At 42.3% G+C, this 26,443-nt stretch carries 22 protein-coding genes and 2 tRNA genes; 10 read left to right on the plus strand and 14 right to left on the minus strand.

Annotated features, from left to right (window positions below; genetic code table 11):
* The 3 genes from CZ794_RS08755 to CZ794_RS08765 all read left to right on the plus strand — a co-directional run bounded on the left by CZ794_RS08755 (nucleotide 1) and on the right by CZ794_RS08765 (nucleotide 3,431).
* Complete coding sequence (locus CZ794_RS08755) at nucleotides 1-1,206, plus strand: DUF6708 domain-containing protein (protein WP_087041221.1); 1,206 nt, start codon at nucleotides 1-3, stop codon at nucleotides 1,204-1,206.
* A 64-nt stretch (nucleotides 1,207-1,270) separates the two neighbouring features.
* Nucleotides 1,271-2,335 carry a hypothetical protein gene (locus CZ794_RS08760; protein WP_087041222.1) on the plus strand — a complete coding sequence of 355 codons (1,065 nt, stop codon included), beginning with the start codon at nucleotides 1,271-1,273 and terminating at the stop codon, nucleotides 2,333-2,335.
* A 34-nt stretch (nucleotides 2,336-2,369) separates the two neighbouring features.
* A complete protein-coding gene (locus tag CZ794_RS08765) occupies nucleotides 2,370-3,431 on the plus strand; it encodes a hypothetical protein (RefSeq protein WP_087041223.1) in 1,062 nt (353 codons plus the stop codon).
* A gap of 64 nt (nucleotides 3,432-3,495) precedes the next feature.
* Here CZ794_RS08765 and CZ794_RS08770 read toward each other — a convergent pair whose 3' ends face one another.
* The 11 genes from CZ794_RS08770 to CZ794_RS08820 all read right to left on the minus strand — a co-directional run bounded on the left by CZ794_RS08770 (nucleotide 3,496) and on the right by CZ794_RS08820 (nucleotide 15,554).
* Nucleotides 3,496-4,716, minus strand: a complete 1,221-nt coding sequence (locus CZ794_RS08770) for a DUF819 domain-containing protein (protein ID WP_087041224.1) — start codon at nucleotides 4,714-4,716, stop codon at nucleotides 3,496-3,498.
* Nucleotides 4,717-4,794: 78 nt separating this feature from the next.
* Nucleotides 4,795-5,493 (minus strand): M15 family metallopeptidase, encoded by a 699-nt coding sequence (locus tag CZ794_RS08775; protein ID WP_087041225.1) that lies wholly within the window; start codon nucleotides 5,491-5,493, stop codon nucleotides 4,795-4,797.
* A 275-nt stretch (nucleotides 5,494-5,768) separates the two neighbouring features.
* Nucleotides 5,769-6,542: a sulfite exporter TauE/SafE family protein gene (locus tag CZ794_RS08780; protein ID WP_227681244.1), complete on the minus strand. Its 774-nt coding sequence runs from the start codon at nucleotides 6,540-6,542 to the stop codon at nucleotides 5,769-5,771.
* Between the two features lie 479 nt (nucleotides 6,543-7,021).
* Nucleotides 7,022-7,108: transfer RNA gene (locus tag CZ794_RS08785), tRNA-Leu, on the minus strand.
* Nucleotides 7,109-7,220: 112 nt separating this feature from the next.
* A tRNA-Cys gene (locus tag CZ794_RS08790) sits at nucleotides 7,221-7,294 on the minus strand.
* 269 nt (nucleotides 7,295-7,563) lie between these two features.
* On the minus strand, nucleotides 7,564-8,604 hold the full coding sequence (gene fdhD, locus CZ794_RS08795) for a formate dehydrogenase accessory sulfurtransferase FdhD (protein ID WP_087041227.1): 1,041 nt from the start codon (nucleotides 8,602-8,604) through the stop codon (nucleotides 7,564-7,566).
* A gap of 220 nt (nucleotides 8,605-8,824) precedes the next feature.
* Nucleotides 8,825-11,185, minus strand: coding sequence for an FdhF/YdeP family oxidoreductase (locus CZ794_RS08800; RefSeq protein WP_087041228.1), 2,361 nt, complete (start codon nucleotides 11,183-11,185; stop codon nucleotides 8,825-8,827).
* A gap of 145 nt (nucleotides 11,186-11,330) precedes the next feature.
* Complete coding sequence (locus tag CZ794_RS08805; RefSeq protein ID WP_087041229.1) at nucleotides 11,331-12,125, minus strand: ABC transporter ATP-binding protein; 795 nt, start codon at nucleotides 12,123-12,125, stop codon at nucleotides 11,331-11,333.
* A gap of 31 nt (nucleotides 12,126-12,156) precedes the next feature.
* Complete coding sequence (locus tag CZ794_RS08810; protein ID WP_087041230.1) at nucleotides 12,157-13,056, minus strand: ABC transporter permease; 900 nt, start codon at nucleotides 13,054-13,056, stop codon at nucleotides 12,157-12,159.
* 314 nt (nucleotides 13,057-13,370) lie between these two features.
* On the minus strand, nucleotides 13,371-14,411 hold the full coding sequence (locus CZ794_RS08815) for an ABC transporter substrate-binding protein (protein ID WP_087041231.1): 1,041 nt from the start codon (nucleotides 14,409-14,411) through the stop codon (nucleotides 13,371-13,373).
* A gap of 93 nt (nucleotides 14,412-14,504) precedes the next feature.
* Nucleotides 14,505-15,554, minus strand: coding sequence for an ABC transporter substrate-binding protein (locus CZ794_RS08820; protein ID WP_087041232.1), 1,050 nt, complete (start codon nucleotides 15,552-15,554; stop codon nucleotides 14,505-14,507).
* Between the two features lie 592 nt (nucleotides 15,555-16,146).
* Here CZ794_RS08820 and CZ794_RS08825 point away from each other — a divergent pair.
* Nucleotides 16,147-16,551 carry a hypothetical protein gene (locus tag CZ794_RS08825; RefSeq protein WP_087041233.1) on the plus strand — a complete coding sequence of 135 codons (405 nt, stop codon included), beginning with the start codon at nucleotides 16,147-16,149 and terminating at the stop codon, nucleotides 16,549-16,551.
* 118 nt (nucleotides 16,552-16,669) lie between these two features.
* Here the strand turns inward: CZ794_RS08825 and metG are convergent, their stop codons facing one another.
* Entirely contained in the window at nucleotides 16,670-18,766 is a 2,097-nt protein-coding gene (metG, locus tag CZ794_RS08830) for a methionine--tRNA ligase (protein WP_087041234.1), read from the minus strand.
* A gap of 301 nt (nucleotides 18,767-19,067) precedes the next feature.
* Entirely contained in the window at nucleotides 19,068-20,492 is a 1,425-nt protein-coding gene (locus CZ794_RS08835; protein ID WP_087041235.1) for a GntP family permease, read from the minus strand.
* A gap of 385 nt (nucleotides 20,493-20,877) precedes the next feature.
* On the opposite strand from CZ794_RS08835, the gene CZ794_RS08840 reads away from it, so the two are divergent.
* From CZ794_RS08840 to dcd, 6 genes are all read left to right on the plus strand, one after another.
* A complete protein-coding gene (locus tag CZ794_RS08840; RefSeq protein WP_087041236.1) occupies nucleotides 20,878-21,591 on the plus strand; it encodes a CoA transferase subunit A in 714 nt (237 codons plus the stop codon).
* A 78-nt stretch (nucleotides 21,592-21,669) separates the two neighbouring features.
* A complete protein-coding gene (locus CZ794_RS08845; RefSeq protein WP_087041237.1) occupies nucleotides 21,670-22,299 on the plus strand; it encodes a CoA transferase subunit B in 630 nt (209 codons plus the stop codon).
* Between the two features lie 51 nt (nucleotides 22,300-22,350).
* Entirely contained in the window at nucleotides 22,351-23,151 is an 801-nt protein-coding gene (locus CZ794_RS08850) for a 3-hydroxybutyrate dehydrogenase (protein ID WP_087041238.1), read from the plus strand.
* Between the two features lie 207 nt (nucleotides 23,152-23,358).
* On the plus strand, nucleotides 23,359-24,576 hold the full coding sequence (apbC, locus tag CZ794_RS08855; protein ID WP_087041239.1) for an iron-sulfur cluster carrier protein ApbC: 1,218 nt from the start codon (nucleotides 23,359-23,361) through the stop codon (nucleotides 24,574-24,576).
* A 70-nt stretch (nucleotides 24,577-24,646) separates the two neighbouring features.
* The gene (locus CZ794_RS08860; RefSeq protein WP_087041240.1) at nucleotides 24,647-25,069 is read left to right on the plus strand and encodes a hypothetical protein; all 423 of its coding nucleotides are present in this window, start codon (nucleotides 24,647-24,649) and stop codon (nucleotides 25,067-25,069) included.
* A 133-nt stretch (nucleotides 25,070-25,202) separates the two neighbouring features.
* Nucleotides 25,203-25,778 carry a dCTP deaminase gene (dcd, locus tag CZ794_RS08865; protein WP_087041241.1) on the plus strand — a complete coding sequence of 192 codons (576 nt, stop codon included), beginning with the start codon at nucleotides 25,203-25,205 and terminating at the stop codon, nucleotides 25,776-25,778.
* A 108-nt stretch (nucleotides 25,779-25,886) separates the two neighbouring features.
* On the opposite strand, the gene CZ794_RS08870 is transcribed toward dcd, so the two are convergent.
* On the minus strand, nucleotides 25,887-26,321 hold the full coding sequence (locus CZ794_RS08870; RefSeq protein ID WP_087041242.1) for a ClpXP protease specificity-enhancing factor: 435 nt from the start codon (nucleotides 26,319-26,321) through the stop codon (nucleotides 25,887-25,889).
* Between the last annotated feature and the right edge of the window lie 122 nt (nucleotides 26,322-26,443).

The following is a 26,443-nucleotide window of genomic DNA, read 5'->3' on the forward strand; positions in this document are numbered from 1 at the left end:
ATGAGTGGATATGTTGTAGACATGGAAGGGCGGTTTCGACTGACCAAGAAGCCACCATTTTTGACCCCTGGTTATCAGGCAGTGGGGCAAAAGCTTGATGATGTAAAAGGCATCCGTAAAAGAGTGCTGTTAGAAAAAGATACAACCTACGATGTGCCGTTGCAGCCTCAACAAACGGTTGTACAGTTTAATTCAACGTATCTAGAAACCACAGGTCGCAATGAAAGAAGACGTGGCGATGCGGTAGGATGGGGGCTGGCTTTAGGGTTTGTTGGACTGTCTGTTAGCAACGGTATTATCTTTGCGATAATGAGATTTATAACAGATTTTAATATTGTGTATTTAAGTGTTTGTCTTATTCTTGCTTTTTCTATGATTCTTCTATTCTTTGTTCCATTAATAAATGTACTCTCAACCGAGTTATTGACCACATGGCATTATCCTATCCGCTTTAACCGCAAAACCCGTAAGGTCTATGTCCGTCAATATAACCGTAAGGTAGAGGTATATAACTGGGACGAATTGACCTTTTTTATTGCCTATATTAGTGAAGACAGAGACATTAGAGCGGTTACCTTTGATAAGGATGGCGAAACCGTGACAGGTATGTTTGCACTCGCTTTTCAAAACAATGTCATAGATCAGAGTTTAATCAGTTATTTTGAGTTTATCCGTCGGTATATGGAAGGCGATGATCAGCAACTAAAAGAAGTCAAAGAAGCCATACGTTATATCTATCCCATTCATAAGAAACGTGAAACACCGCTCATGTCATTTAAGCGCTTGATACTCAATGTACTATATTACTCTCACGAAAATATAGAGTATCCTGAACGCACGTTTAGATTTTATCCAGTGACATTAGTTATTCTGCCTTTATTGGCACTGCGCTATGTAGGCCGCGTGATTTCTATGCTGACCAGTTATCGGCATCGCTTTAGTAGACAAATCGAAGCGGAATGTCAGATTGATCCCAATGACCCTTATGATCTGAATAAGAATTTACCTGAAGGCAATCTTGAGCAGCGCAACCAGCCTATTTGGAAAACAGTGTCTTACAGCGTAGGAATCGCTATTGCTACTATTGCCATGCTATTCGTGGGTGCATTTATTATAGACATGATGGGTGCTGTAAGACCACACGGTGATTATCCAAGTATGGTTGGTAAGCTGTGGTATGTGGTCAGTTTGGGGTGGTTATTTTAATAAATTTTTGGTCACCTTTTTTTTATTGTATGTGATCGCTTAAATTAAAATTAGAAGGCTTTGAATGCAACTGCGCAACGACTTTGCTACTCATATTAGTGAACTTAATAATCCTATAGATCGCCCATACACTCAGCCTATAGATAAGACGTTACTCAACGATCATGAAAGTGATATAAGTTATCTTAATAGAGAAATTCATAATTTAAACCCCGATTACCTTACCTTTTTCCCTGCTTATTTTTGGTATTTTTATTTTATTATTGGCTGGGTTTATTTTTCTGTTTTTATGTTTTCTATTATGAGTCTTATGGTAGTAGGAAATGAAGAGCTATTGAATTCCAAATTTATGGTTTGGTTTTTAATAGTTGGGATCTTCATATTTATACCGTCATGTATACCTCTAATTCTAATTCTCTATCAATTCATTACCAAGAAACCGTTTCGCACCCAATATTACTTCTTAAAGCAGCAGCAAAAGATAGCCTACTACTACCGTCCGCTATGGAAAATCAGACAGCCCTACGAGCTGAAAATAGTAGACTACAAAGACATCCATCCAGACCTGCATCAAGACAAAGGCAATCGGGCATATACACCGCTTAATTTATACGTTGCCGACACCGAGACCGGAGATATCACCCATCATCTAAAATTGGAAGACTATAACGTGAATCCAAGAGTGCAATGGGCCTTTATCCGTACCTACATGGAAAGTCCAAGTGAAGCGCTACCGATAGATTCAAAGCTATGTCAGGCTTATCCTACTGATACAAGCAAATCATTATTTGCTTGTAGCGACATTATCTATCGAAGAGAGGGTTCTATAAACACGAAACATAGTGGGGGAACCGTTATGGGCATGCTAGCTATAGGTTCAATATATGCTTTAGGTAACTTGTTTCATGGCAGTCATTATCAATGTGTCAAAAGGGCGATTCTACATCCTGATGTTAAGAAGTTACTCACATGGGATGGTAAAGACAATCCTTATCCGATACAGCCAATCACTACTGAAGCACAGAGGGCATTTCAAGGTAAGAATTGGCAAGTCAATTTTAGATGGATAGTAGCGATATTAATTAACATAAGTTTGTTTTCGTGGGCAGTGGTGGTTTATAATAGTTAGTTAACATTGCTCGCTAATCACATATCGTTTAACTATGATCTTACCCATTCCTCCCATACCTCCTGTCGGTAAAATACTCAGTCGCCCCTATGAGGGCGGTATTCCTAATTTTAAAGAAAAAAATGCCAGTATTAAGAGATTAAGTTCGCTTATCCATGAGGTGAATCCAGATTATCTACTGTTTCATCCAGTAATAAACTCTATTCAAAACGTATGGCTTTTAGCGTCATATTGTGGTGCATGGTTAGGTGGGCAGAATATATTTTTCTTGTTGGCGGTTATATATGATTACATTTTTTTAAGTCCTTTTGATATTGTTGGTTTTTCATTAATAATAATGCTGATTATACTGATATCAATCTTATCATTCGGTGCATTTTTTACTCTAAAGCAACTTAAAAGAAAGCAATCTCGATACCACAAAATATTGCTATTAAAAAATACTCAACAAATCGCTTATTATGAGCACAAGCGTAAGCAGAAGCCTATCTTTCACCTAATCAATTACAAAGATATTACTGCCTCAGTGAGACGTAATGAAGGCTTAGTTTATGAAGTTCTTAATTTGCACGTTATCGATGAGTCAGCAGGAGATTTGATACACTCTATTAGTTTTGAAGATATGCGACTTAATCCCTACGACCAATGGTCCTTTATTCGCACCTATATGGAGCGTCCAGCAGATGAGCTACCACTAAACTCAGAGTTTGCGCAAGCTTGTCCAACTGATATGAGTAGATCATTATTTGCCTGCGCTGATATTGCTCAAGCTTCCAAAGATTATTATCTTAAAAATCCCACGCATGAGTTTCGTCTTGGTGATTGGGCTAGATGCTGCATAATCAGCTATTTAGATCTAGCTGAAGGCAATATCTATCAATCAAGCGCCAATCCTGCCCTGCATCCGGAAGTGCAGCGTCGTCTCATGTGGGAGGGAAAAAACAATCCCTATAATATCTTGCCTATCACGGCAGAGCGTCAAGCGGCCTTTGCTAACCAAAATAAAGCGGTTAAACGTAAATGGTATTCAGGGATTGCGATCAATGCGACATGGTTTATCGGGTCGGTACTGTATGTGATGTTGGTGATTGCTTAATAAAAAGTGCAATAAAAAAGTCGACACCACTTGGTATCGACTTTTTTGTATTGTCTCATAGCGTTTACATACCAATCTGAGTGACCAAAAAGTAGATAATCGTGCCGATATAGTTGCCGACGACATAACCGACCGTACCGATGACTAAAATAGGGCCGACCAGTTTTGTCCAGCCTTTACTAATTGCCAACGCCGCTGCCGTAGTCGGTCCACCGATATTGGCATTACAGGCAAGTACAACTTCTTCAATATTGAATTTGAATAGTTTACCGATACCCATGGTAATGGCCAAATTGACCATCGCAATGATAAAGACAAAGACGAATAATAAGGGTGCTTTGGTCACAATCAAGCTGATGGAGGCTGGGATACCGATGACAACAAAGAAGAGATAAATACAATAAGTACCAAGCTCCTGACTACCATTTAATTTTTCAAAAGTGCCTTTAAAGAGAGAAGCCACGATAAAGGTAATCGTGGTCAACAATAAGTATTTATCAGTAATGAGGTTGATAATCAAATCACCGATAATATTATCGCTGGTACCTAATACCGCTTTTAATAATGCAGACAATTTGAATGAAATCAAAACAATGAGCATGGAGCTTGCTAAACAGATTGCAATGTCTTTTAATGATATGAGATTGGGCTTCCAATAAGCCTCAGACAAAGTGCGACTGCTTTGCATTGCTGGATCTTTTTCAATCTCATCAGTATGCGGTGAGCCCCATATGCGGCGAATAATAGGTATACCAGCCAATCCAATGAGTATTAAAAAGTAAAAAGCCATCATCATATTGTCAGCGACGATCGTAGCAGCATTAATACTTTCGCTCGGCTCTAATTTGGCGGACATAGCAGCATAGTTCACACCGCCACCACTATAAGAGGCTGAAATCATCCCACTGATTTTATCTAAATCGGGTATGTAATGTCGCAGCGCCAAAAAAGCAATGACCGTACCGATCATGGTTGCCATAGAGGAGGTTAAAAAAAGTAATAATAGCTTCCAACTTTCTTTGACCAGCGACTGTATGTTGGTCTTGAAGAGTAGTAAGGGGATGGCAAGCGGGACGATATAGCCCCAAACAATGTCATAAGTAGGTGCGTCTGTTGGGATGATTTTTAAGTTTGAAGCCGTAATAGCGATTAACAAAGCGATCACCGCACCGGGTATTTTACTCGCCCATTTATAGCGTTGCTCAATGAAAATTGCTGAAGTGGCAGCAACCAATACGAATGTCCATAATGCTAAATGATCATCTGCTTGAATAAGTGTTTCCACAAAGTCCCTCCATGAACCAAATACAAGTGTTGCTTAGCAAAAAACTAGGTTAGGTACTATCTTAAGCACTACGCGTACCTAAGACGCTACAGACTCCCAATGAGCGGCCCCATAGATAGCATGATCCTGCTGATAGTAATGCGCCCAAAGCGGGTTGCCATAGTCAAAGTGCCACCATTCTGTTGGCAAATTGCTAAAACCAACGGTCGTCATGACTGAGTACAATAAGCGTCTGTTCGTGCAAGCAGTATGCTCGGGTTGGTCTTCATAAAAATGCGTGTGTGAGCGTTCTGTGGGCTCATCGAAATCAGCGCCCATATCAAGCCATTCACCCGTTTTTACATCAAACAAAGTAATATCTACAGAGCCACCTGTTAAGTGAGGACTGATAAAATTTGGACCGACTGGCGCGACAAAGTCTGACAAAATGTCTTGTTGATCAGACATACTTAGATTCGGATACTTGGCTTTTATGATGTCGCCTATCTCTGTTTGAACGGCTTGTTGGACATCTCGTGAGCGCCAAGCATCTAGTACGACGATCCCTAAATGATCAGGGAGTAGGTTTGCCGCCTGTTGCAGCTTTTGAATAACAGAGGATCTTGCTACACAAACATCAATGGCGTGTGATATATTTTGATCAAAATAAATAGGAAATTGTTTTAATTTTTCAGTATTTGGAATGATATGTAGGGGCTCATCTGCTTCAAACACGGGGATAGCTTCTAAGTTTTGCCATTTGTGTTGAGGAAGCTTGGGAATGGGGTTTACAGACATTGTTTTCTCGCATTAACGGGTTTTGCTTTGCATTTAATATATACAGTTATAGTAAATATCAGCAGTATCGCTATTTATCTTATCTTGTGTTTAAGAAGTGAGTCAACTTCGGGTTATGACATGATAAGTTTTATATTCTATAGGCTGCTATGGAGTGAGCAATGATAATAAAGCGTATCAACGCCTTTAAAATCAATGTTTAGCAAGAATTTTTTATCCATTGTGCCTTTAAGATACCAATAGTTGATAGGCATTTGAGTTCAACTACCGACTGATTAAAAAAGTACGTGGGCGTTTCTGGCTATCATAATAAGTCCACTAACGACCATAAGTATGAGCAGCATGATTCTAAACTGACTCACACTCATGCCCGCCAAAAAGCGTTTGCCAATAATATTACCAATAACTGCACCCAGTCCTAACACAAGCCCATATAGCCAAATATTCGCAGTAAGCAAACCAAAAAAAGCATAGCTGCCGATTTGTACAATGCCCACAAAAAAAGAATTGGCGGTTTTGGTGGCAATAAGACTTTCTTTCTCTAGACCAGCATTCATATAAAAAGGATTGAGTATCGGGCCGAGACCACCTATCAATGTGCTCATAAAAGCAATGACAAATCCTAAAGGTATAAAGCCAACTTTTGGCATATTAAAGGTCTTGCTTACCTTGCCAAACTTATATTGAAAAATGGTAGATACCAAAAATACCCCGACCAATAATTGGATCCAGTTGGCATTTAAACGACTAAAAATCAATGCAGCCAGCCATGCCCCTAAGATTGCACTAGGTACGTAATATTTGGTCAATGACCAATCAATATGATGCCAAAATAGATAAATTCGTGAACCATTACTGATAAAAGTGGCCAAGTTGATTACTGGTGGCGCCGCTGCTGCTCCTAGCATCCAAGAAGTGACTGGTATCAGTAGTATGGCTCCGCCGCCGCCAGAAATGACAGAGATGATAAAGGCGACCATACCAGCGATAAACAAGCCTGCTAAATGCCAAGTTGGAATTGTTTGTAGTAGGTCTAAAACAATGAACAATATAGAATCCTCTTCCCTGAGTCATATTGAATAATGATTGTGTACTTAATTATTATATAGCATTGAAAAATGCTGGGTAGGGGGCACGGATAGATACGTTTATCCACGCAAGCACTGTCATTTATTTGCTTAAAAAAGGAAAGAAAGGCTCAAGCAGACCAGCCAAGGTTTATCAAGTAGGCAAGAAAATGTTAGTGGACGACTAATAATAAAGATATCTTTTGATAATGAAAACAATGATGCAGTGTTTTTTAGCGTATCGCAAGGCTGACAATCAAATGCTTTAAACAGGATAAATACGAGTAATCTAATCCGTGATCGTTTTTATCCAGTGTAATGGTTGGCTCGTCGTCTTCTAGGTAGACTATGCCTATGTATGCTATCAATAGGATAAAATAGGCTTCGCTTAATTTGTAAATATAAACGCGCACAAAAAAGCCCAAACGCTTATGACGTTTGGGCTTTTTTGTACTGCTATATGGTACCCGGAGCCGGACTTGAACCGGCACGCTATTGCTAGCGAGGGATTTTAAATCCCTTGTGTCTACCAATTTCACCACCCGGGCAAAACTTGTATTATCTATTCAGTAAGCATTCTACTTGCTAGATAAGTGCTGGCTATTATAAGCGGTTATGCTAATAATGCAAGCTAAAATTAACGTAAAGTTAATAAATAATTGGAGGCTGGAGTCGGAATCGAACCGGCGTTAACGGAGTTGCAGTCCGCTGCATGACCACTCTGCCATCCAGCCAATCAAGGTGGACTATATTAGCAAAAATATACCAAATTACAAGTCATTTTTTGATTAAAAACAGGTTATTTTCTCGCTTACTTATATTTAGATACTATTTGCGTTTATTTATACTATAAAAAGGCTTCATAGACTCTGCGTTGGGTAGGTATTTGATAGCGAACATACAGATTGATATTATCAGTGACAGCTTATTTACTGAGTTTTCACTCTAATAGCATTTGGTTTTTTGATAGCATGGTAGATTAGCGACGTCTTATATAGCTGCTCTAAGTATTTAGATAATTTGAATAATATGTCACTCGATCATTGCGCAAAAATCCAGCCACACCCAATCCATAGCGTTCAGCGACGCGAACCGCGGTACTGGTAGGGGCAGACATACCAACCAGCCAAGGGATATCACTACGAATGGATTTTTGTACCAGCTCAATCGATAAACGTGAGGTCATCAGCACGCAGCTTACCTCTCTTTTCTGACGCAACTGCCAGCCAATCAGTTTATCAAGGGCATTATGACGGCCTACATCTTCAAATAGATACAATTGTTGTTCATGTATCGTGGCAGCTGCATGTACCGCGCCAGTCAATTGATGTGTATGCTGCAACGCATCCACTTTTTGTCGCATGTCTAATAGATACTCAAGACTGGGTATTGCTGCACGCTTGGTTGAGTGAGATTGAGGCGTATGAGGTAAGCGCCTTTGTGAATAGCTGCTAAGATCGGGCAGTGCTTGTGTCAATCCAGTAATGCCGCACATGCCGCATCCTGTGCGTCCTGCTAGCTGACGCCTTTGAGCCTGAATACGTTGATGACAGCGCTGACTTAGTACCAGCTCGACCACATAGACATCATAATCTTGCAGTTGCTCGGAAATTTGCTCAAAAGTAGCAGGTTCATTACTGTCAGCATCTAGGTCTTGAGCAAATTGTTGATAACTTGAAATATCAATAAGCGGCGTCACTTCCCAATCTAATAGCTCATGACTATGTTGAATTAAGCCTTCACTAAATAAAAACCCAACGGCTAAATATTCAAGCTGGTTCGGACTTGCCATTAGTACCGCGTAATGTATGCCATTGATGACAATGGCAACAGCGGCCTCTACTGCTAAGCTGGCTGGCTGGTTGTCAATATAAGGCTGAGCTGCGCCGCTCTGAGCGTATCCGTCTGAAAGATAAGCGTGTTTCTGTGACGAATGAACACGCGCAAGCGGCGTTGTAGGGATGTCTAGAGCATTAGGTTGCTTATCTGCTAAAAATGGCTCATTTGCTTTATCTGTCACATTAGTCTTGGTTTTATCTGTCATTATAAATAGTCACAATGTTCAGTCATCGATATAGTCAATCCAATATAAAAGAAATACAGTACTGTCAACATCATATGTTCTTGCTCGTTTTGCGTTCGCAAACACATAGGAGATGAAAATATATTGTTAGCAGTACATAATCGTTGTTGTACGTTTTTTATTTAGGGTTCACCATATTAGTTTTATCATCGTCGTTACCGAGAGACTTGGCGTTCAAGAACTAAGCAGAGTCTGCCATATCTATTTCTGCATTCACACGCTGTAAAATCACGGTCGTGGATTTGTAAGCAGGTATATGAGAGTCTGGCGCATGCGTATCTAAGTCGAATAAATCATTACACTCAGGGTAGTAAGCTGCTACAGCATTTGAGGCAATATCCATCTCAGTCAATACTAATGGGCCTAATATACGTGGCTGCTGCGTGCTGTTTTCGCTGGCGTGTCGAGTAACCATCACCTCATCGCCTTTTTGCCATCCTAAACGGCTCATCTCATCAGGATGCATGAACAGCACATCACGTCGATCGGTGTGACGATAACGATCTTGAAACCCAAAAATCATGGTATTAAATTGGTCATGGCTACGAACACTGGTCAGCTGCCAAATTTTTTGCTCATTACCTGACGTATCATCCGTAGGATTAACAGCTCTAATTTTTGACTCCTCTCTAAACGAGGAGGTTGCCTCTGCCATTTGTGCAGCCACATAAGTGATCGGATATTCGGGTACTACAAATTGAGCTTTACCATCGCTAGTATTCCATACGCGATGACGCGCTGGATGATACAAATGAAAGCCGCGCTCAGTGGTACGAATGTGTTGATTGAAGTCCTCAAATCCGTCAATTGCTTGGGCAATATAGTCACGAATGATATCGAAGTCTTCGCTCATTGCTTGCCAAGGGATTGAAGTATCAGTGCCAAATAGGTGAGTTGCCATATCCGCCACAATTTGCGCTTCAGACTTTAATGTATCGCTAACTGGTTTAAGCTTGCCTTGAGTTGGCACGATCTGGCACATAGAGTCTTCGATAGTGGCAAACTGTTCACCTTTGGCGGTCACGATGCGTTCAGTACGACCCAAACATGGCAAAATAATATTGTTAGCGCTTGGGTATAGCATCGTCTCGTTGAGCTTAGTGCCCACAAAAATATTGAGCTGAGTCGTGGTTAACGCTTGTTGAATGGCTTTGGTATCAGGCGCTGCAACGGCATAGTTGCCACCCATACCCATAAATACTTTTAACTTGCCAGCAATCAATGCTTTGGCACCTGTGACCACATCATAGCCATGCTCTTGCGGCATAGGATGCTCAAACACACGCTCAAGCGTATCCAGTAGTTTTTGAGCAGGGCGTTCATGGATGCCCATGGTACGGTCGCCTTGTACATTGGAGTGTCCGCGCACTGGGGACGCGCCTGCGCCATCAATACCGATCATACCCATTAGTAGCAATAAATTGGCAATCATCGCCACATTATCATCGCCTTGCACATGCTGAGTAATACCCATGCCCCACGTGCAAATCGTTGCTGGACTGTCAGCCACTAGCTTAGCAAGACCGATAATTTCTGCCTGAGTGATACCGCAACCACGCTCAATATCTGTCCATGACTGCTCGGTTAACCACTGCTTTAATGGCTCAAAACCTGAAGTATGAGTCGTGATAAAGTCAGTATTGATCTTATCGTTTTCAATAAGCCATTTAGCCATACCGGTTAGCAATGCTGCATCGCCACCAATTTGTATCTGAATGACGTCATCGACCATTTTATCGCTCTGACCAGCTGCCATATGAGTAGGTTTTTGCGGGTTTCTAAACTTACTCAAGCCTTGTTCACGCATGGGGTTGATTGAGATAATTCGGCAACCTTGATCATGAGAGTAAGCCAGCATTTCAAGCATACGTGGATGATTGGTTGCAGGGTTTTGTCCAAACATCAGTATCAGTTTGGCTTGTTCAAAGTCTTCTAGTTTGACCGTGGCTTTACCAACACCTAATTGTCTGCTTAGCATGACTGAAGTGGGTTCATGACACATGTTTGAGCAATCAGGCAAATTATTGGTGCCAAAACAGCGTACAAATAACTGATACATGAAGGCGGGTTCGTTGGTGACACGCCCTGAGGTATAAAAGAGCGCCTCATCTGGTGAGTCAAGCTGTTTTAACTGCTCAGCAATACGCTGATAAGCGGTTTCCCAAGAAATCGGCATATAATGGTCTTGCGCTGCATCATAATAGACAGGCTCTGACAAGCGGCCAATGTGCTCAAGCTCGTAGCCTGACCATCCCTGTAGTTCAGTAACCGTATGTTTTGCAAAGAAAGCCGCATCTGCTTTTGTGGTCATGGTTTCACTAGCGACCACTTTAATACCATTTTCACAGACGTCTATGGCTTTATGTGACTTATGATCGGGCCAAGCGCATCCTGGACAGTCAAAACCGCCTTGAGGCTGATTACTTTTGAGGACACTGGCACTACCACGCAAAAAAGTCTGATAGTCCATCAGTTTACGAGCAGAGGATATGAGCGCTGGCCAACCAGCAGCAGGATGAGTATAAACAGGAATTTTACGCATGACAGATCTCACAGATAAATAGCGATATACAACAACTATATCTCTATGAGAAAAGTTTTTATACGATTATTAACTATAGATAACAAAAAAACCTCCAAGAAAATTATGTCTTCTTGAAGGTTTATAACAATTGTTTTTATGTGGCTTAACTTAAAATTAAACTGTCATCTTCTACTTTTTCACCGCGCGTTTGCTCAAACATATCGAGCAAGTCATGCACTGTCATGCCTTTACGAATGTCACCTGAGACATCTAGAACGACTTGACCTTGGTGTAGCATGACCGTGCGAGTGCCATGCGCCAACGCTTGCTGCATGGAATGCGTCACCATCATCGTCGTGAGCTGGTTGTCCGTCACGATCTTATCGGTTAACTCCAAAACAAACGCCGCTGTTTTGGGGTCAAGTGCAGCGGTGTGTTCATCGAGCAACAGAATTTTAGAGGGTTGTAAGGAGGCCATAAGCAAGCTGACGGCTTGACGCTGACCACCTGATAATAGCCCCATGCGATCGGTCAAACGGTTTTCTAATCCCAGTTTTAGCACTGACAGCTTTTCTCGAAACAGATCACGATTGTTTTGATTGAGCGCAAAGTTTAAACCGCGTTTGCCGCCACGCTTGTAGGCAAGAGCCATGTTTTCTTCAATGGTTAATGCTTCACAAGTCCCTGCCATCGGATCTTGGAAGACACGAGCCACCCAATGAGCGCGCTGATGAGCGGTCTTTTTAGTGACATCAATACCATTTAATAAGATGGAGCCACTATCGACACGGGTGGTGCCGCTAACGGCATTCAAAAAAGTTGATTTACCAGCACCATTAGTACCAATGACGGTCACAAATTCACCATCTGCAATATTTAGGTCGATGCCGCGTAATGCAGGATTTTCAATGGGCGTTCCAGGATTAAAGGTCAACCGCAAATCTGTAGCTTGCATCATAATAATTATTCCTTATGGTTGCACATTGACATTAAGCCCGAACTTTACGACTTAAAAATTTATTTTTGGCTTTTGGTAATACCAGAGCCAAGACCACGAGTAACGCTGTAATCAAGTTCAAATCTTGCGGACCAAAACCGATGCTACGCAGTGTTTGACTAGATAGCGCAACCTGAATAAAGAGTTTGTATAGCACCGCACCGACGACCACTGCAAAAGTGATTAACCAAATCCGCTTAGCAGGAATAATAGTCTCACCAATGATAACCGCTGCCAAACCAATGACAATCGTACCAATACCGATAGATATGTCTGCGCCACCTTGCGTTTGTACAAACAGCGCACCAGCTAAGGCTATCAAACCGTTAGAGATTGCCATACCAATAATGGTCATCCACGACGTATTGATACCTTGAGCCTGTGCCATTCTAAGGTTTGAGCCAGTCGCGCGCATGGATAAGCCAGTTTCGGTACTATAAAACCAGTTTAAAAATAACATGGCAAGCAACACGACAGTGCCGATGATTAGACAGCGCATCCAGTAGCCGTTGCCATCGGACACTAACGTGCTAAACACAGTGGTTTCGCCCAATAGCGGCAAGTTTGGTGCACCCATGATACGTAGGTTGACAGAATATAGCGCGACCATCACCAAGATACTGGCAAGTAATTGCAAAATCCCAAGCTTGACGTGCAACCATGCAGTGACAATACCAGCGACTGAACCTGCTAGCATACCAAACGCGCAGGCAAGCCATGGATTGATACCAGCGATAATAGAAATACCAGCGACTGCACCGCCAAGTGGAAAGCTTCCATCAGCAGTCAAGTCAGGAAAGTCGAGAGTACGAAATGAAATTAGCACACCAAGTGCTACTAGGCCATAAATCAGACCGCTTTCAAGCGCACCAAAAAAAGCAATTAAGGACATAAGAGATCAGTAAGTCATAACCAAGCGTTTAGTAAATAACGTTGTCGCTATTCATAGGATAAAGCAACCAAAAAAATCGGTACCATTTTATCCATGAATCAAGTTATCTAAACGGCTGAGCGGTGAATTTAACAGATTAGGTAATCTGCGGTTAGGGTAAACCAAAACATATCAAAAAGAAGCCCAGCCTACTGATTCATAGCTGGGTTTCTTATAATAAACACTTGCTGTCATAGCGACACATGGTGAATGACAATGTTGTCATTATCACGCATTATCTTTTTTCGCTATGACCATCCAAGTATAAAAGTTCGTTATTCTACCACTTCTTTTGCTTTATCGATAACCGCTTGTGTCAAAGTAATGCCTTCTTCTTTAGCATGCTTTGGACTGACGTATAGGTCTAACATTTGCGGGGTATAGACAGGAATAGCACCTGCTTTTTCACCATTCAAGATACGAACAACGATTTTGCCAGTTTCGCGACCAAGATTGTAATAATTCACGCCCAATGCTGCCACTGCACCGCGCTCAACAGAACTGGTGTCTGAAGCAATAAGTGGGATTTTACTTTCTTTGGCGATTTGGTAAAGCGACTCGTAAGCCGATACCACGTTATTGTCAGTTGAGGTATAAATCATGTCGACTTTACCCTCAAGGCTACGTGCTGCCATAGCAATATCATTACTACGCTGAGCAGGTGCTTCATGCACATTGATACCGAGTGGCGTTAATTTTTCTTTCAGATTTTTTAAGATGATGGTTGAGTTCACTTCACCTGGGCTATAAACATAACCAACATTCTTTAAATCAGGAATGATTTGACGCATCAATTCGATCTGTGGTTCATACGGTAGTGCATCTGATGCGCCTGTCACGTTGGTGCCAGAGCCGTCAAGCTTAGGTACCAGTTTGGCTGCTACTGGATCTGTGACCGCTGAGAATACCATAGGGATACTGCTTGTTGAAGCTGCAACAGACTGGGCAGACGGGGTTGCAATAGCGACGATCACATCTGGCGCATCGGCAACGAACTGTTTTGCAATCTGTCCAGCAGTTGCTGTATTGCCTTGGGCGCTTTGGAAGTTGACAGTCAAGTTTTCACCGTCTTTAAAGCCTGCTTCATTCAACTCGTCTATGACACCTTTGCGTACATCGTCAAGCGCTGGATGTTCAACAATAGCAGTAATAGCGACTGTCTTCATCTCTGTTGCCGCATCACCAGTGGCAGCAGTATCTGTCATACTGGTATCTTGTGCCGATTGATTGCAACCGGTCAAGATAGCGGTACAAACGCTGCCCACTAATAGCGCCTTGCTAAACTTAAAATGACCAAAACGATTTTGATACAACATAGGTTTCACTCCTGAAATAATAATGTGTCCGTACATTATTGAATAAATAAAAGTTCATACGAGCCATCTAAACAGACAGCCACTATCTAAAGGTTATTTCTCAGCACTTTGCGCTTTGTTATCGACATTGATGGCATTTTTTAATAAATCATCTGTCAAGCTGATGCCTTGATCAGCTGCGTGTTTCGGGCTTGCATATAACGTTAGGGTGTTCATGACTTCAGGCTTAATGGTATTGATAGCCTCACCATTTAACACGCGATAAACCATCTTACCTGTGGTGCGACCAAAATCATAATCATTGACACCCATGGCAGCAGTCGCACCTCGTCTGACACTAAATTCATCTGAGGCAATGACGGGGATTTTTAGCTCATTGGCAGCGCCTGCCATCGCTTCAAAAGCGGATACCACGTTATTGTCCAATGACGTGTAAATAACATCGGCACGGCCAGATAAGCTACGAGTCGCCATAGCAACGTCTGTTGGGCGATTGGCCGTAACATCTAATATGGTCAGTCCACGTGCTGTGGCAGCTTTTTTAAGCTGGTTGAGTACGACGACCGAGTTCACTTCGCCTGGGCTATAAACGTAACCAATGGTTTTGGCATTAGGGACGATTTTTTGGATATTATCTAGTTGTGGCTCAATAGGGAGCTGACTAGACAGCCCTGTTACGTTAGATTGGATTGGCACCTCATTTTCATCGATGAGCTTTGCTGCTACAGGATCTGAGATGGCTGTATAAATGACAGGAATTGTCTTAGTTGACGCTACAACAGATTGAGCAGACGGCGTCGAGATGGCTACGATCGCATCTGGATTGTCTCCTGCAAATTGCTTGGCAATCTGACCTGCTGTCGCGGTATTGCCCTGAGCGCTTTGAAAATTCACAGTCAAATTTTGGCCTTCAACGTAGCCATTATCTGCCAGCTCATCAATAATACCGCGACGCATCTCATCTAATGAGGGATGCTCGACAATTTGTGTGATGGCTAGCGTCTTGGCAGGCTTGGCAGTATCAGCAGCCGAGCTTTCATTGGTAGCAGCAGTATCGGTTGCGTTTGAGCAGCCAATCAGTCCAAGAGTGACACTGATAGCAGCGCCGAATAGGCTTAAGCGTAAAGGAGAAGCAATAGTCATTATTAGGATAACTCATAGGTTATATCAATCACAAAAACCAAGCGAGGACTGCCAGATTGGTTGAGCCTGCTAATAGCAATGCTCAAATGATCTGTTTGGCTCTCTTTGGTTTTAAAAAAGATATTGGAAAATGCAGATTAGCCGAGTCAATGCTAGGTTGATGTCAAAATAGCAGGCTAACCATTAAATAAAGTAATCGTTCCGTCGATTATTATGTTCATATTATGACAGTAATGTAAGTTATCGCAATAAAAAATTAAAGCGCATTCGTCATAGGCGTACTGAGTAAGACCATTAGGCATTGTCGTAACCATTATCATAAGCGTGGTTTTGAGTATTTAACCATAAAAATTAGCCTCTTAAGGCATTGTCTTATCCAATAAACTGATAGTCAAAAAGCGTACAAGCTAGCAACGCATCTATTACGAACCGACTTCATAATTAACGTAAGCTAATGTTTATACGAAAGTTTTTTATATGAGAAGTAGAGTACGTCCAAAATACATATCATTATTATGTTGACGTGTTGAATATACCACGCACTCGAATATCTCATTATTATTATTCAAACGCATATTTTAAGGATAACATCATGAATACGGCTAATTTAAAGTTATTAACCATCGCTGGAATTACGGCAAGCTCGTTGATTTGCCTGCCTGCTATGGCAAAAGACAATCATGGTAATGGGCACGGTCATGGAAATGGCAACTCCGCTCACATTAGTAAAGATTACAACCATAACAGTTATCAAAATAATGGTAATGCCCACCCTAATATCAACGCGTATCGCAATGCAAGTCCCAATGCCTCATTCAAGCGTGACCTTGATAAGTACGGTTATAGAGTAGTCGGCAAGATTGATAGAAGAGATTATGATCGTTCTGTCATTTTAGACCGTTATGATAACCGTTACGAGCGTATCCGTACGCCAGACAATAAGATTGTGACAGTGATTAATAATACGTTGGAAATTATTGATGTTTTGAGTAGATAACAGCGAACTTTAATTTTTTAAGTCAGCCATAAAAAAACGGTCTATTTAGACCGTTTTTTTTTCGTTCTTTAATGATTACTTACATCATTACTTAAGTTAACGTTACTTATTAACGTTCCTATGCGAGCACATCACCAATGACACAGTTGTCAGGTAGAGTAACGACCGTTAGCTGAGTTTTTGGATTGCCTGTTGACAATACCATGCCTTCTGATATACCAAATTTCATCTTACGTGGCGCAAGGTTGGTCACGCAAATGACCTTCTTACCCGTCAGTTGCTCAGGCTCATAAAATTTACGAATACCGCTAAACACGTTGCGTGGTTTGTCTTCGCCAACATCTAGGGTGAACTGGAGTAACTTGTCCGCACCTTCTACGTGATTGCATTCTAAGACGTGTGCTACTTTCATCTCGACTTTGGCAAAGTCATCAATACCAATATAATCCGTTTGCTCAGCATCTACATTAGCAGGTGTTTTGTCTTTTGCGGCTGGCTTATCATTATCAGTCACAGCAGGAGCATCTGCTTGAGTCAATGATGCTTTTGAGTCTTCTACCATCGCAGTGATGTCTTTTTCTTCGATACGCTGCATTAAGGGTTTGAACTTATTGATTTTATGACCAAGCAACCACTCATTGCGGCTGGCAAAGCTTAAATCATCAATATTCAAAAACTCTTTGGCATTGGCGGTCAGCTCAGGCAATACTGGCGCGAGATATACCATTAATTGACGGAAGATATTGATTGCAACCGAGCAGACGTCTTGAACTTCTTGCTCAGTGCCTTCTTGTTTGGCGAGTGACCATGGTTTTTTGCCATCAATATATTCATTGGCTTTGTCCGCACATTGCATGATTAAGCGCATTGCACGCGAGAACTCACGATTTTCATAAGCCGCGGCAATCTCATCGCCAGTCTTGGTGATATCTTCTAACAACTCAGACTCTACGCAAACGTCTGATAGCATGCCATCGTATTTCTTAACCAAGAAACCTGCGCTACGACTGGCGATATTGACCACTTTACCGACCAAGTCTGAATTAACCTTTTGCATAAAGTCTTCTAAATCAAGGTTGATATCTTCGACTTTGTCAGACAGCTTACTGGCGAAGTAATAACGCAAATATTCAGGATGCAAGTACTCAGCGTAGGTTTCGGCTTTGATAAAGGTGCCGCGTGACTTACTCATTTTTTCGCCATTGACCATCAAGAAGCCATGGGCAAACACGCCTGTTGGTGTGCGCAGCTCGCTACCTGCAAGCATTGCAGGCCAAAACAATGCGTGGAAGTAAACGATGTCTTTACCAATGAAATGATAGACCTCAGTTTTGTGCTCGTTTTCTTGCATCCAATAACGGTCAAAATCTAGCGCGTTCTCAGTGCCTGCGCGTTTATCACATAGGTTTTTAAAACTTGCCATGTAGCCGACAGGCGCATCAAGCCAGACATAAAAATATTTGTCTGGCTCATCGCTTGGGGTGTCAGGAATCTGGAAACCGAAGTAGGGCGCATCGCGTGAAATATCCCAGCTGGTAAGTCCCGCATCAAACCATTCTTGTAGCTTGTTAGCGACCGATACTTGTAGACGGTTGTCACTGCGTGTCCAGTCTTTTAAGAACTGCTCAAACTCAGGTAGATTGAAGAAATAATGCTTGGAGGTTTTGAGCACAGGCGTTGCATCAGACAACGTTGAATACGGCTCTTTGAGGTCTGTCGCATCATAAGTAGTACCACATACTTCACAATTATCGCCGTACTGATCTGGTGCACTGCATTCAGGACAGGTTCCTTTGACAAAACGATCGGCCAAAAATAACTGCTTTTCAGGATCAAATAGCTGCTCGACATCTTTTGTGCTGATATGACCAGCATCATTTAATCGACGATAAATCAGCTCAGAGAATTGCTTGTTCTCTTCTGAATGCGTGGTGTGATAATTATCAAAGTTGATAAGGAACTTCGAAAAATCGGTTTCGTGCGAGGCTTTGACAGCGGCAATTTGCTCCTCTGGCGTCACGCCATTGGCTTCTGCCTTTAACATGATCGCTGTACCATGTGCATCATCTGCGCAGACGTAAGTGACTTGATGGCCTTGTGCTTTCATCGCACGTACCCAAATGTCTGTCTGAATATATTCTACAAGATGCCCCAAATGGATATCACCATTGGCGTAGGGCAGCGCACTGGTTACTAGAATCTCACGCACTTTCATCACCTATATTTTTATATAAACGGGTTGGTTATCAAACGTCGTCAGCCATTTATGGCTATTAGACGCGATATTATCAATGCTAAAAACTTCTAAAAATGAAGAAAATTTAAAAAGTGTGCCTATGATACCGTAATTCAATCATCTTTGTGATGTTCCTCTTTAATTAATACGGTAATTCGCTTCATACAGTACATACATTCCTTATTATAAAAAACCCACCTAGCGAGCTGCTAAGTGAGTTTTTTTATTTGAATGCAAATTTCTAATGTAAGAGAGAAATGCTGGAAAATTTATATGAATTTTAAAATGAGCCAAACATGGTTCCTAAGATAATAATAGCAGTGACGGCTATTAGTGGAATGACAATGGTCACCATTGCCAGATTTAGATAAGACTGTTTGTGTGTCAAGCCGCAGATTGCTAGTAAGGTGATGACAGCACCACTATGAGGAAGCGTGTCCAAACCACCTGCTGCCATAACGGCCACACGGTGCATCAGCTCAGGGTCGATACCTGCGTTTACCGCCATTCTTAGATAATCTTCGCCTAAAGTGGATAGCGCAATACTCAAACCACCAGAGGAAGATCCTGTAATACCAGCCAGCGTAGTCATCGCGACTGCTTCTGAGATAAGTGGATTGTCAGGTGTTAAGTTCAGAATGCTATCGCGAATAATAATAAAACCGGCTAATGAGGCAATGACGGCACCATAGCCCACTTCTGATGCGGTATTAAAAATAGGCAGCATGGAATCATAAGTACCACGGTTGATGGTTTTTTGCAGGTTGTTCCAATGCCCAATACGTAGCAGAATTAACACCACACACGCCACGATTAAGGAGATAATAATAGACCATAATCCGAGTGAGCCTGCGATATTTAAGTCAGGGAACTGAGTCTGGAGAGGGGTAAAATCCATCGAGGGGAAAACCGCATACGTCAATAAGGCGTTTAGAGCGATTACCAGTACCAGTGGAATCATAGCAACAGTGAATGACGTGTGCTGAGTAGTTAAGACCTCAGTTGTCTTGGCTTCTTTTGTACTACTGCCAAGACTGCCTGTGTCTTCCTCGTCATGCTGACCGTAGCCTTCACCTGCTGCATTGGCTTTTTTAGCGCGAGTTTGCAACCACAGCCAGCCACCAATAAACATAATAGTACCGCCGATGATGCCCAGTACAGGTGCCGCGAATACATTGGTATTATAGTAAGGAATCGGAATGGCATTTTGAATGGCTGGGGTGCCGGGCAACGCGGTCATGGTGAAGGTAAAAGAGCCCAAAGCAATGGCTGCTGGAATCAAGCGTTTAGGTATGTCAGCGGCCTTGAATAAATCTTTAGCAATAGGATAGATAGCAAACGCTACCACGAATAATGACACACCGCCGTAGGTCAAAATAGCGCAGACTAAGATAACGGCCAAAATGGCCTTACTAGCACCAAGCTTTTCAACCACTGTATTGGCAATAGCTGTGGCTGCGCCAGAGTCTGCCATCAAACGCCCAAATAGCGCCCCTAGTAAGAAAATCGGAAAAAATTTGAGCAAAAATCCACTCAATGCGCTCATAAAGACATCGGTATAGGCAGGAATACTACTTAAAAAATCCCCTGACAGTAATACTGCTAATACCGCCATAATCGGTGCTAAAATCAACACCGAATAGCCGCGGTACGCGAAGAACATCAATAATAATAAAGTAATGACAATAGCAAATGTGCTAAACATAATCGCCCTCCTTGGCAAAATTAAAGCAATGAGAAGGCAAAACCTATGATCACAGATCAACAAAGAGATAATAACAGACGGATTCACTGTTTATTGCTAAATAGCAATCTAGACTGATACGATGTTGACCTACCATATACTGAGCACTTCCTTTCGCTCGGACACCTGCAATCTTATTTTCTAGTCGCTGCGGGAATAATATGGTAAGTTAGCATAAATATTTACTATATGATATATCGATATAAAATGTATTAGTATAGTGCTGAGTGCTAACGAAACCATGAGTTGAGTACTGATAAACTGATGAGAAGTAACTGAAGAAAGCGAAAATCAATGATGATTGAGCAGCCTCAATAACAAAGAATAGACTTGCAAGGAGATGAGCATGAGTCAATCAAAAGTATATAGCAGTGCCGAAGAGGCGTTAAAAGATGTCGTAACTAGCGGTCAAACGCTTGCCATTGGCGGCTTTGGTCTATGCGGTATTCCTGAAGTATTGATTGAAGCACTGCGTGATAGCGGTGTAAAGGATTTGACCTGTATCAGTAATAACGCGGGTGTCGATGAGTTTGGTTTGGGTTTGTTATTACAAACTCGCCAAATCAAAAAAATGATTTCCTCTTATGTGGGTGAGAATAAAGAATTTGAGCGTCAGTATTTAGCAGGGGAGTTAGAGGTAGAATTGACACCGCAGGGCACATTGGCTGAAAAGCTTCGTTCGGGCGGTGCAGGTATTCCTGCCTTTTATACGGCAACTGGTGTGGGCACGCTTGTGGCTGAAGGTAAAGAGACGCGTGATTTTGATGGTCGTACTTATGTCCTTGAGCATTCACTACGTGCGGATGTGGCACTTATCAAAGCGCAAAAAGCAGACAAAGCGGGTAATTTAATCTTCAACAAAACTGCTCGTAACTTCAATCCAGATTGTGCAATGGCAGGTAAAATCACTATTGTTGAAGTAGAAGAGATCGTCGAAGTCGGTACTTTTGATCCTGATGAGATCCATTTGCCAGGCATATTTGTGCAGCGTATTGTGTTGAACAGCACGCCTGAAAAACGTATCGAAAAAACCACGACCAAAGCCGTTGAAGGCGCTTAGCGTACTTACATTCATCGCGCAATACATCAAAAAATTGTTAAATTAATAATAGAACATTGTAATAATAAGGAAGTTAACATGGCATGGACAAGAGAGCAGATGGCACAGCGTGCCGCAAAAGAGCTGAAAGATGGTTATTATGTCAACTTAGGAATTGGTCTACCAACACTTGTGGCAAACTATATTCCTGAAAATGTAGATGTATGGTTGCAATCAGAAAATGGCCTCCTAGGCATTGGCGAGTTTCCAACCTTAGAAAACGTCGATGCTGACTTGATCAATGCAGGCAAGCAAACGGTCACTGCAAAATCAGGTGCGAGTTATTTTAGTAGCTCAGAATCGTTTGCGATGATTCGAGGCGGTCATGTCAATCTTGCCATATTAGGCGCCATGGAAGTCTCAGAGCAAGGTGATCTTGCTAACTGGATGATTCCTAAAAAAATGGTCAAAGGTATGGGCGGCGCTATGGATTTGGTCGCTGGCGTGCAGCGAGTGATTGTACTGATGGAGCAAGTCAATAAACACGGCGAGCCAAAGATTCTTGCTAACTGTGAGCTGCCATTGACGGGTAAAGGCGTGGTAGATCGTATCATCACTGAACTTGCGGTATTGGATGTCACAGAAAAGGGTCTAAAGCTGGTTGAGTTGGCAGACGGTGTTAGCTTTGATGAGTTGCAAGAAAAAACCCCTGTCAGCATTGCCCAGTAGAGATTGAGCGCTCAAATTCGTTACTTATTTTGATTTTATAAAGGAAAATATATGGCGACCCAATTACAACAGGATTTGACGGGCAAGGTGGCCTTAGTCACTGGCGCCGCAAGTGGTATCGGGCGCGATATTGCTGATACTTACGCGCAAGCAGGGGCAGCGGTCGGCATCGCAGACATAAACATTGACGCCGCCCAAAAGGCGGTTGATGCTATCGAAGCTTGTGGCGGTAAAGCATTCGCCATTGCAATGGATGTGACATCGGAAGCTGCTGTTAACGATGGGGTACAAAAATTGGTTGATACCTTTGGTGGGATTGACATTTTGGTCTCCAATGCAGGTATTCAGATTATTGATCCTATTCACAAAATGAGTTTTAGTGACTGGAAAAAAATGCTAGATATCCATTTAGATGGCGCCTTTTTGACCACCAAAGCTGCTTTGCAACATATGTACAAAGATGACAAAGGCGGTACGGTCATCTACATGGGGTCAGTGCATTCGCATGAAGCCTCATTGTACAAAGCACCTTATGTGACGGCCAAGCATGGTTTGCTAGGACTGTGCCGTGTACTTGCCAAAGAAGGGGCTGAGCATAATGTGCGTGCGCATGTCATTTGCCCAGGATTTGTCAAAACGCCTTTGGTTGAGAAGCAAATTCCGCAACAGGCAAGCGAGAAAGGGATTAGTGAAGAAGCAGTCGTCAACGACATTATGTTAGTCAATACCGTCGATAAGGAGTTTACTACTGTCGATGATATTGCACAATTGGCCTTGTTTTTAGCGGCGTTCCCAAGCAATGTCTTCACTGGACAGTCTATTGTTGCCAGTCATGGTTGGTTTATGAATTGATACCTTATTAATAAATGTCTGTTACTGGTGCCAAACCACAAGGTCATTCCTACTGGCGTTGTGGTTTTTTTATGTCTGTAATTGAGCTACACTGTCACGAGAAAAGGTTTGGACAAAAGGCTTGTCAGCTATATCATTGACCGCATCAGAGTAGTGCTTGATTTGTCTTGCCATACCAACCCACTTGTATAGGTAGCAACGGTAGCCATGTTTAATTTTATGAAGAAAAAAACCAATTCAGACCCTGAAACGCCGCAACAAAGAGCAGAGCGAGATAGTGCCGTTGATAAAGTACTACTCGGCTATGAAATTGGTACGGTGAGTATCGCGACCATGGTCACAGGTCTTGAGCGTCAAGGTGACCAGCTTACTTTGGATTTGCGGCTACCTCAAGACAGTCGTCCTGAAAGCATTCAACAGGAACTGGGACAGCTTCTTCAGCCGCATGGCATTAATACCATACATATGAATGTACGTTTGCCTGCACCAGAAAAAGGAGCAGGATCGACCTTACCTAAGCCCATGCCAAAGACAACCAATGCCATGGACAATCAAAGCCAGTCATCTGCAACCAATAATGCCAATGCTGAACCAGCAATTACCAAGTCAGCGCCAACACAAGCCTCATTGGCAGCGCATCCACGTATACGTCATATCATCGTCGTGGCATCGGGCAAAGGCGGCGTTGGTAAATCAACCACCACCGTCAATATTGCGTTAGCATTACAAAAACTTGGTAACCGCGTAGGCGTACTTGATGCAGACATTTATGGGCCTAGTATGCCAACGATGTTGGGTGTAGATAGCGTAAAACCTGAGTTAGAAAATGAGCAATTTGTTCCTGTTAATGCGCATGGCTTAGCGATGCTATCGATTGGTAGTCTGCTCGATGGTGATAATACGCCTGTTGCTTGGCGTGGTCCTAAAGCGACAGGGGCTTTGATGCAACTATACAATCAAACCAACTGGCCACAGCTAGACTACTTGGTGATTGATATGCCGCCAGGAACAGGGGATATTCAACTGACATTGGCGCAGCGTATTCCAGTAACGGGTGCGGTGATTGTCACGACGCCACAGCATGTAGCACTACTCGATGCACAAAAAGGCATAGAGATGTTTAACAAAACCAATATTCCTGTGCTTGGCGTGGTTGAGAATATGGCACTACATACCTGTAGCAACTGCAACCATACCGAAGCCATCTTTGGTACGGGTGGTGGTGAGCGGATCGCTGAGCAGTATCACGTGCCTTTATTGGGGCAACTACCGCTGGCTAGTGGCATCCGTGCTCAAGTGGATAAAGGGGAACCAAGCGTATTGGCTGATGATGAGTTTGCGTCATATTATGTGAACATCGCTAAAAACATCGAAACCAATATTGATAAATTCGCCAAGCCTGTTGATGACAAGCGGATCTTTTAATGTTTGAAAAGTCTGATGAAGGACGGCATTTTTATGTCTAAAATATTAGTACTTACTTAAAGAGAGTATTTTGAGTTTATCTACCTATGAAAGGCATCTTAAAGAAGTGCCAAAAAAATACAACGTATTACAGTTATTTCGGCCGCCGATATATGTGATTGAGCTGTCAAATAATCAACTGAGAACCGTTTGCTACTACAAAGATGGTAGTAGCAAGCGCCATCAGCTCAATGCTGACTTTAGTAACCGTCGTATGGTGATTGCCGATTTTCTTAAGGCAGTACAGGCTACTTCTGATCTGCTTCAACAGTTTCCCAAACACCCATTTGGAGTAAATACTTTTGCAGTAGCTAATGTGACTGAAGAGTTGGCAGATGGTTTGACTATGGTAGAGATCAAAGCCGTTATGGAGGCTGTTTGGACAGCTTCAGGAGAGGCAAAAAGAAAAATAGTGTATACCACTGTTAGTTACCAAGGACAGACAGTTTCCTAAAATGCTGCAATGATAATGACCGTAGGCTTCGTTGACTATAAACTTATTGCGCCCCTATAAATTAACCCATCAATTCCGTATAATCACCACTATCAAAAAATCGTCGCTACTAAATATTTGCTAAGGAATAACAATGTCTATCAAATCTGACCGCTGGATTCGTAAAATGGCTGAAGAGCATGGCATGATTGAGCCATACGAACCAGGTCAAGTGCGTTTCAATGATGATGGCGAGCGTTTGGTGAGTTACGGTACGTCAAGCTATGGTTATGACGTGCGCTGTGCCCCTGAATTCAAAGTATTTACCAACGTTCATTCGGTTGTCGTGGATCCTAAAAACTTTGATGAAAAAAGCTTTATAGATATTGTGGGTGACGAGTGTATTATTCCGCCTAACTCATTTGCGCTAGCACGTACGATGGAGTATTTTCGTATTCCACGCGACGTATTAACCATTTGTCTTGGCAAGTCAACGTATGCACGCTGCGGCATCATCGTCAACGTCACGCCACTTGAGCCTGAATGGGAAGGGCACGTTACCTTAGAATTCAGTAATACAACCAATCTACCCGCGCGTATTTATGCGGGGGAAGGCGTTGCACAAATGCTGTTCTTCCAAAGCGATGCTGATGATGTGTGCGAGACCAGTTATAAAGATCGTGGTGGTAAGTACCAAGGCCAACGCGGTGTAACGTTACCTAGAACGTAATAACTATACTCATGTCTTAGTGCCTTTATGGGTCTTAGTTTGTCTAAAAACATAAGCAAAAAGCCAGTCATATCGAATATGGCTGGCTTTTTGTTTGTACGGAGCGGGTTATTTTAAAACTTTTAAACCTGCTTTATTATCACGCTTAGGTTTAGGCGCGCTAGTCGTTTTATTGGCAGTCGTGACCGACTCTTCTTCAGGTTGATAGTTTTCGTATTCGTTCGGGTCAAAAAACATACCTTGTGAGTTTTCTTTTGCATAAATGCCCATGACTGCGGTGAGTGGCACCCAAATATCTTGTGATACCCCGCCAAAGCGAGCGCTGAAATTAATGTAGTCATTCTCCATACTCATGTTACCAGTGGCACGGCTGGCAATATTGAGTACGATACGACCATCTTGTACATGCTCTGTTGGAATCTGTACGTTTTCAGCAGTGGCATCGACCATTAAGTATGGGGTAAGTTCATTGTCTTCTATCCATTGATATAGCGCGCGCACCATATAGGGACGGGTTGGAGTAATAGAGGTGATGTCGCTCATTGTTTGGCTTCCTATATTGATTGCATTGAATGATTACATTTAAAGTGATGGTTTCAACTTTTCATCGATTTACCAAGGATTTATACTCTTTACTGTTTTTTATTTTAAGGCTGTGACATCTG

Origin of the sequence: Psychrobacter sp. JB385 (assembly GCF_900163785.1) — a bacterium.
Lineage (GTDB): Bacteria > Pseudomonadota > Gammaproteobacteria > Pseudomonadales > Moraxellaceae > Psychrobacter.

What these genes read in the sequence shown, in the direction of transcription:
- CZ794_RS08820 (WP_087041232.1), bottom strand. Translation starts at nt 15,554, where the DNA reads ATGACTATTGCTTCTCCTTTACGCTTAAGCCTATTCGGCGCTGCTATC.
- CZ794_RS08755 (WP_087041221.1), top strand. Translation starts at nt 1, where the DNA reads ATGAGTGGATATGTTGTAGACATGGAAGGGCGGTTTCGACTGACCAAG.
- CZ794_RS08760 (WP_087041222.1), top strand. Translation starts at nt 1,271, where the DNA reads ATGCAACTGCGCAACGACTTTGCTACTCATATTAGTGAACTTAATAAT.
- CZ794_RS08840 (WP_087041236.1), top strand. Translation starts at nt 20,878, where the DNA reads ATGAGTCAATCAAAAGTATATAGCAGTGCCGAAGAGGCGTTAAAAGAT.
- CZ794_RS08870 (WP_087041242.1), bottom strand. Translation starts at nt 26,321, where the DNA reads ATGAGCGACATCACCTCTATTACTCCAACCCGTCCCTATATGGTGCGC.
- apbC (WP_087041239.1), top strand. Translation starts at nt 23,359, where the DNA reads ATGTTTAATTTTATGAAGAAAAAAACCAATTCAGACCCTGAAACGCCG.
- CZ794_RS08850 (WP_087041238.1), top strand. Translation starts at nt 22,351, where the DNA reads ATGGCGACCCAATTACAACAGGATTTGACGGGCAAGGTGGCCTTAGTC.
- CZ794_RS08815 (WP_087041231.1), bottom strand. Translation starts at nt 14,411, where the DNA reads ATGTTGTATCAAAATCGTTTTGGTCATTTTAAGTTTAGCAAGGCGCTA.
- CZ794_RS08845 (WP_087041237.1), top strand. Translation starts at nt 21,670, where the DNA reads ATGGCATGGACAAGAGAGCAGATGGCACAGCGTGCCGCAAAAGAGCTG.
- CZ794_RS08775 (WP_087041225.1), bottom strand. Translation starts at nt 5,493, where the DNA reads ATGTCTGTAAACCCCATTCCCAAGCTTCCTCAACACAAATGGCAAAAC.
- fdhD (WP_087041227.1), bottom strand. Translation starts at nt 8,604, where the DNA reads ATGACAGATAAAACCAAGACTAATGTGACAGATAAAGCAAATGAGCCA.
- metG (WP_087041234.1), bottom strand. Translation starts at nt 18,766, where the DNA reads ATGAAAGTGCGTGAGATTCTAGTAACCAGTGCGCTGCCCTACGCCAAT.
- CZ794_RS08800 (WP_087041228.1), bottom strand. Translation starts at nt 11,185, where the DNA reads ATGCGTAAAATTCCTGTTTATACTCATCCTGCTGCTGGTTGGCCAGCG.
- CZ794_RS08765 (WP_087041223.1), top strand. Translation starts at nt 2,370, where the DNA reads ATGATCTTACCCATTCCTCCCATACCTCCTGTCGGTAAAATACTCAGT.
- CZ794_RS08810 (WP_087041230.1), bottom strand. Translation starts at nt 13,056, where the DNA reads ATGTCCTTAATTGCTTTTTTTGGTGCGCTTGAAAGCGGTCTGATTTAT.
- CZ794_RS08805 (WP_087041229.1), bottom strand. Translation starts at nt 12,125, where the DNA reads ATGATGCAAGCTACAGATTTGCGGTTGACCTTTAATCCTGGAACGCCC.
- CZ794_RS08835 (WP_087041235.1), bottom strand. Translation starts at nt 20,492, where the DNA reads ATGTTTAGCACATTTGCTATTGTCATTACTTTATTATTATTGATGTTC.
- dcd (WP_087041241.1), top strand. Translation starts at nt 25,203, where the DNA reads ATGTCTATCAAATCTGACCGCTGGATTCGTAAAATGGCTGAAGAGCAT.
- CZ794_RS08825 (WP_087041233.1), top strand. Translation starts at nt 16,147, where the DNA reads ATGAATACGGCTAATTTAAAGTTATTAACCATCGCTGGAATTACGGCA.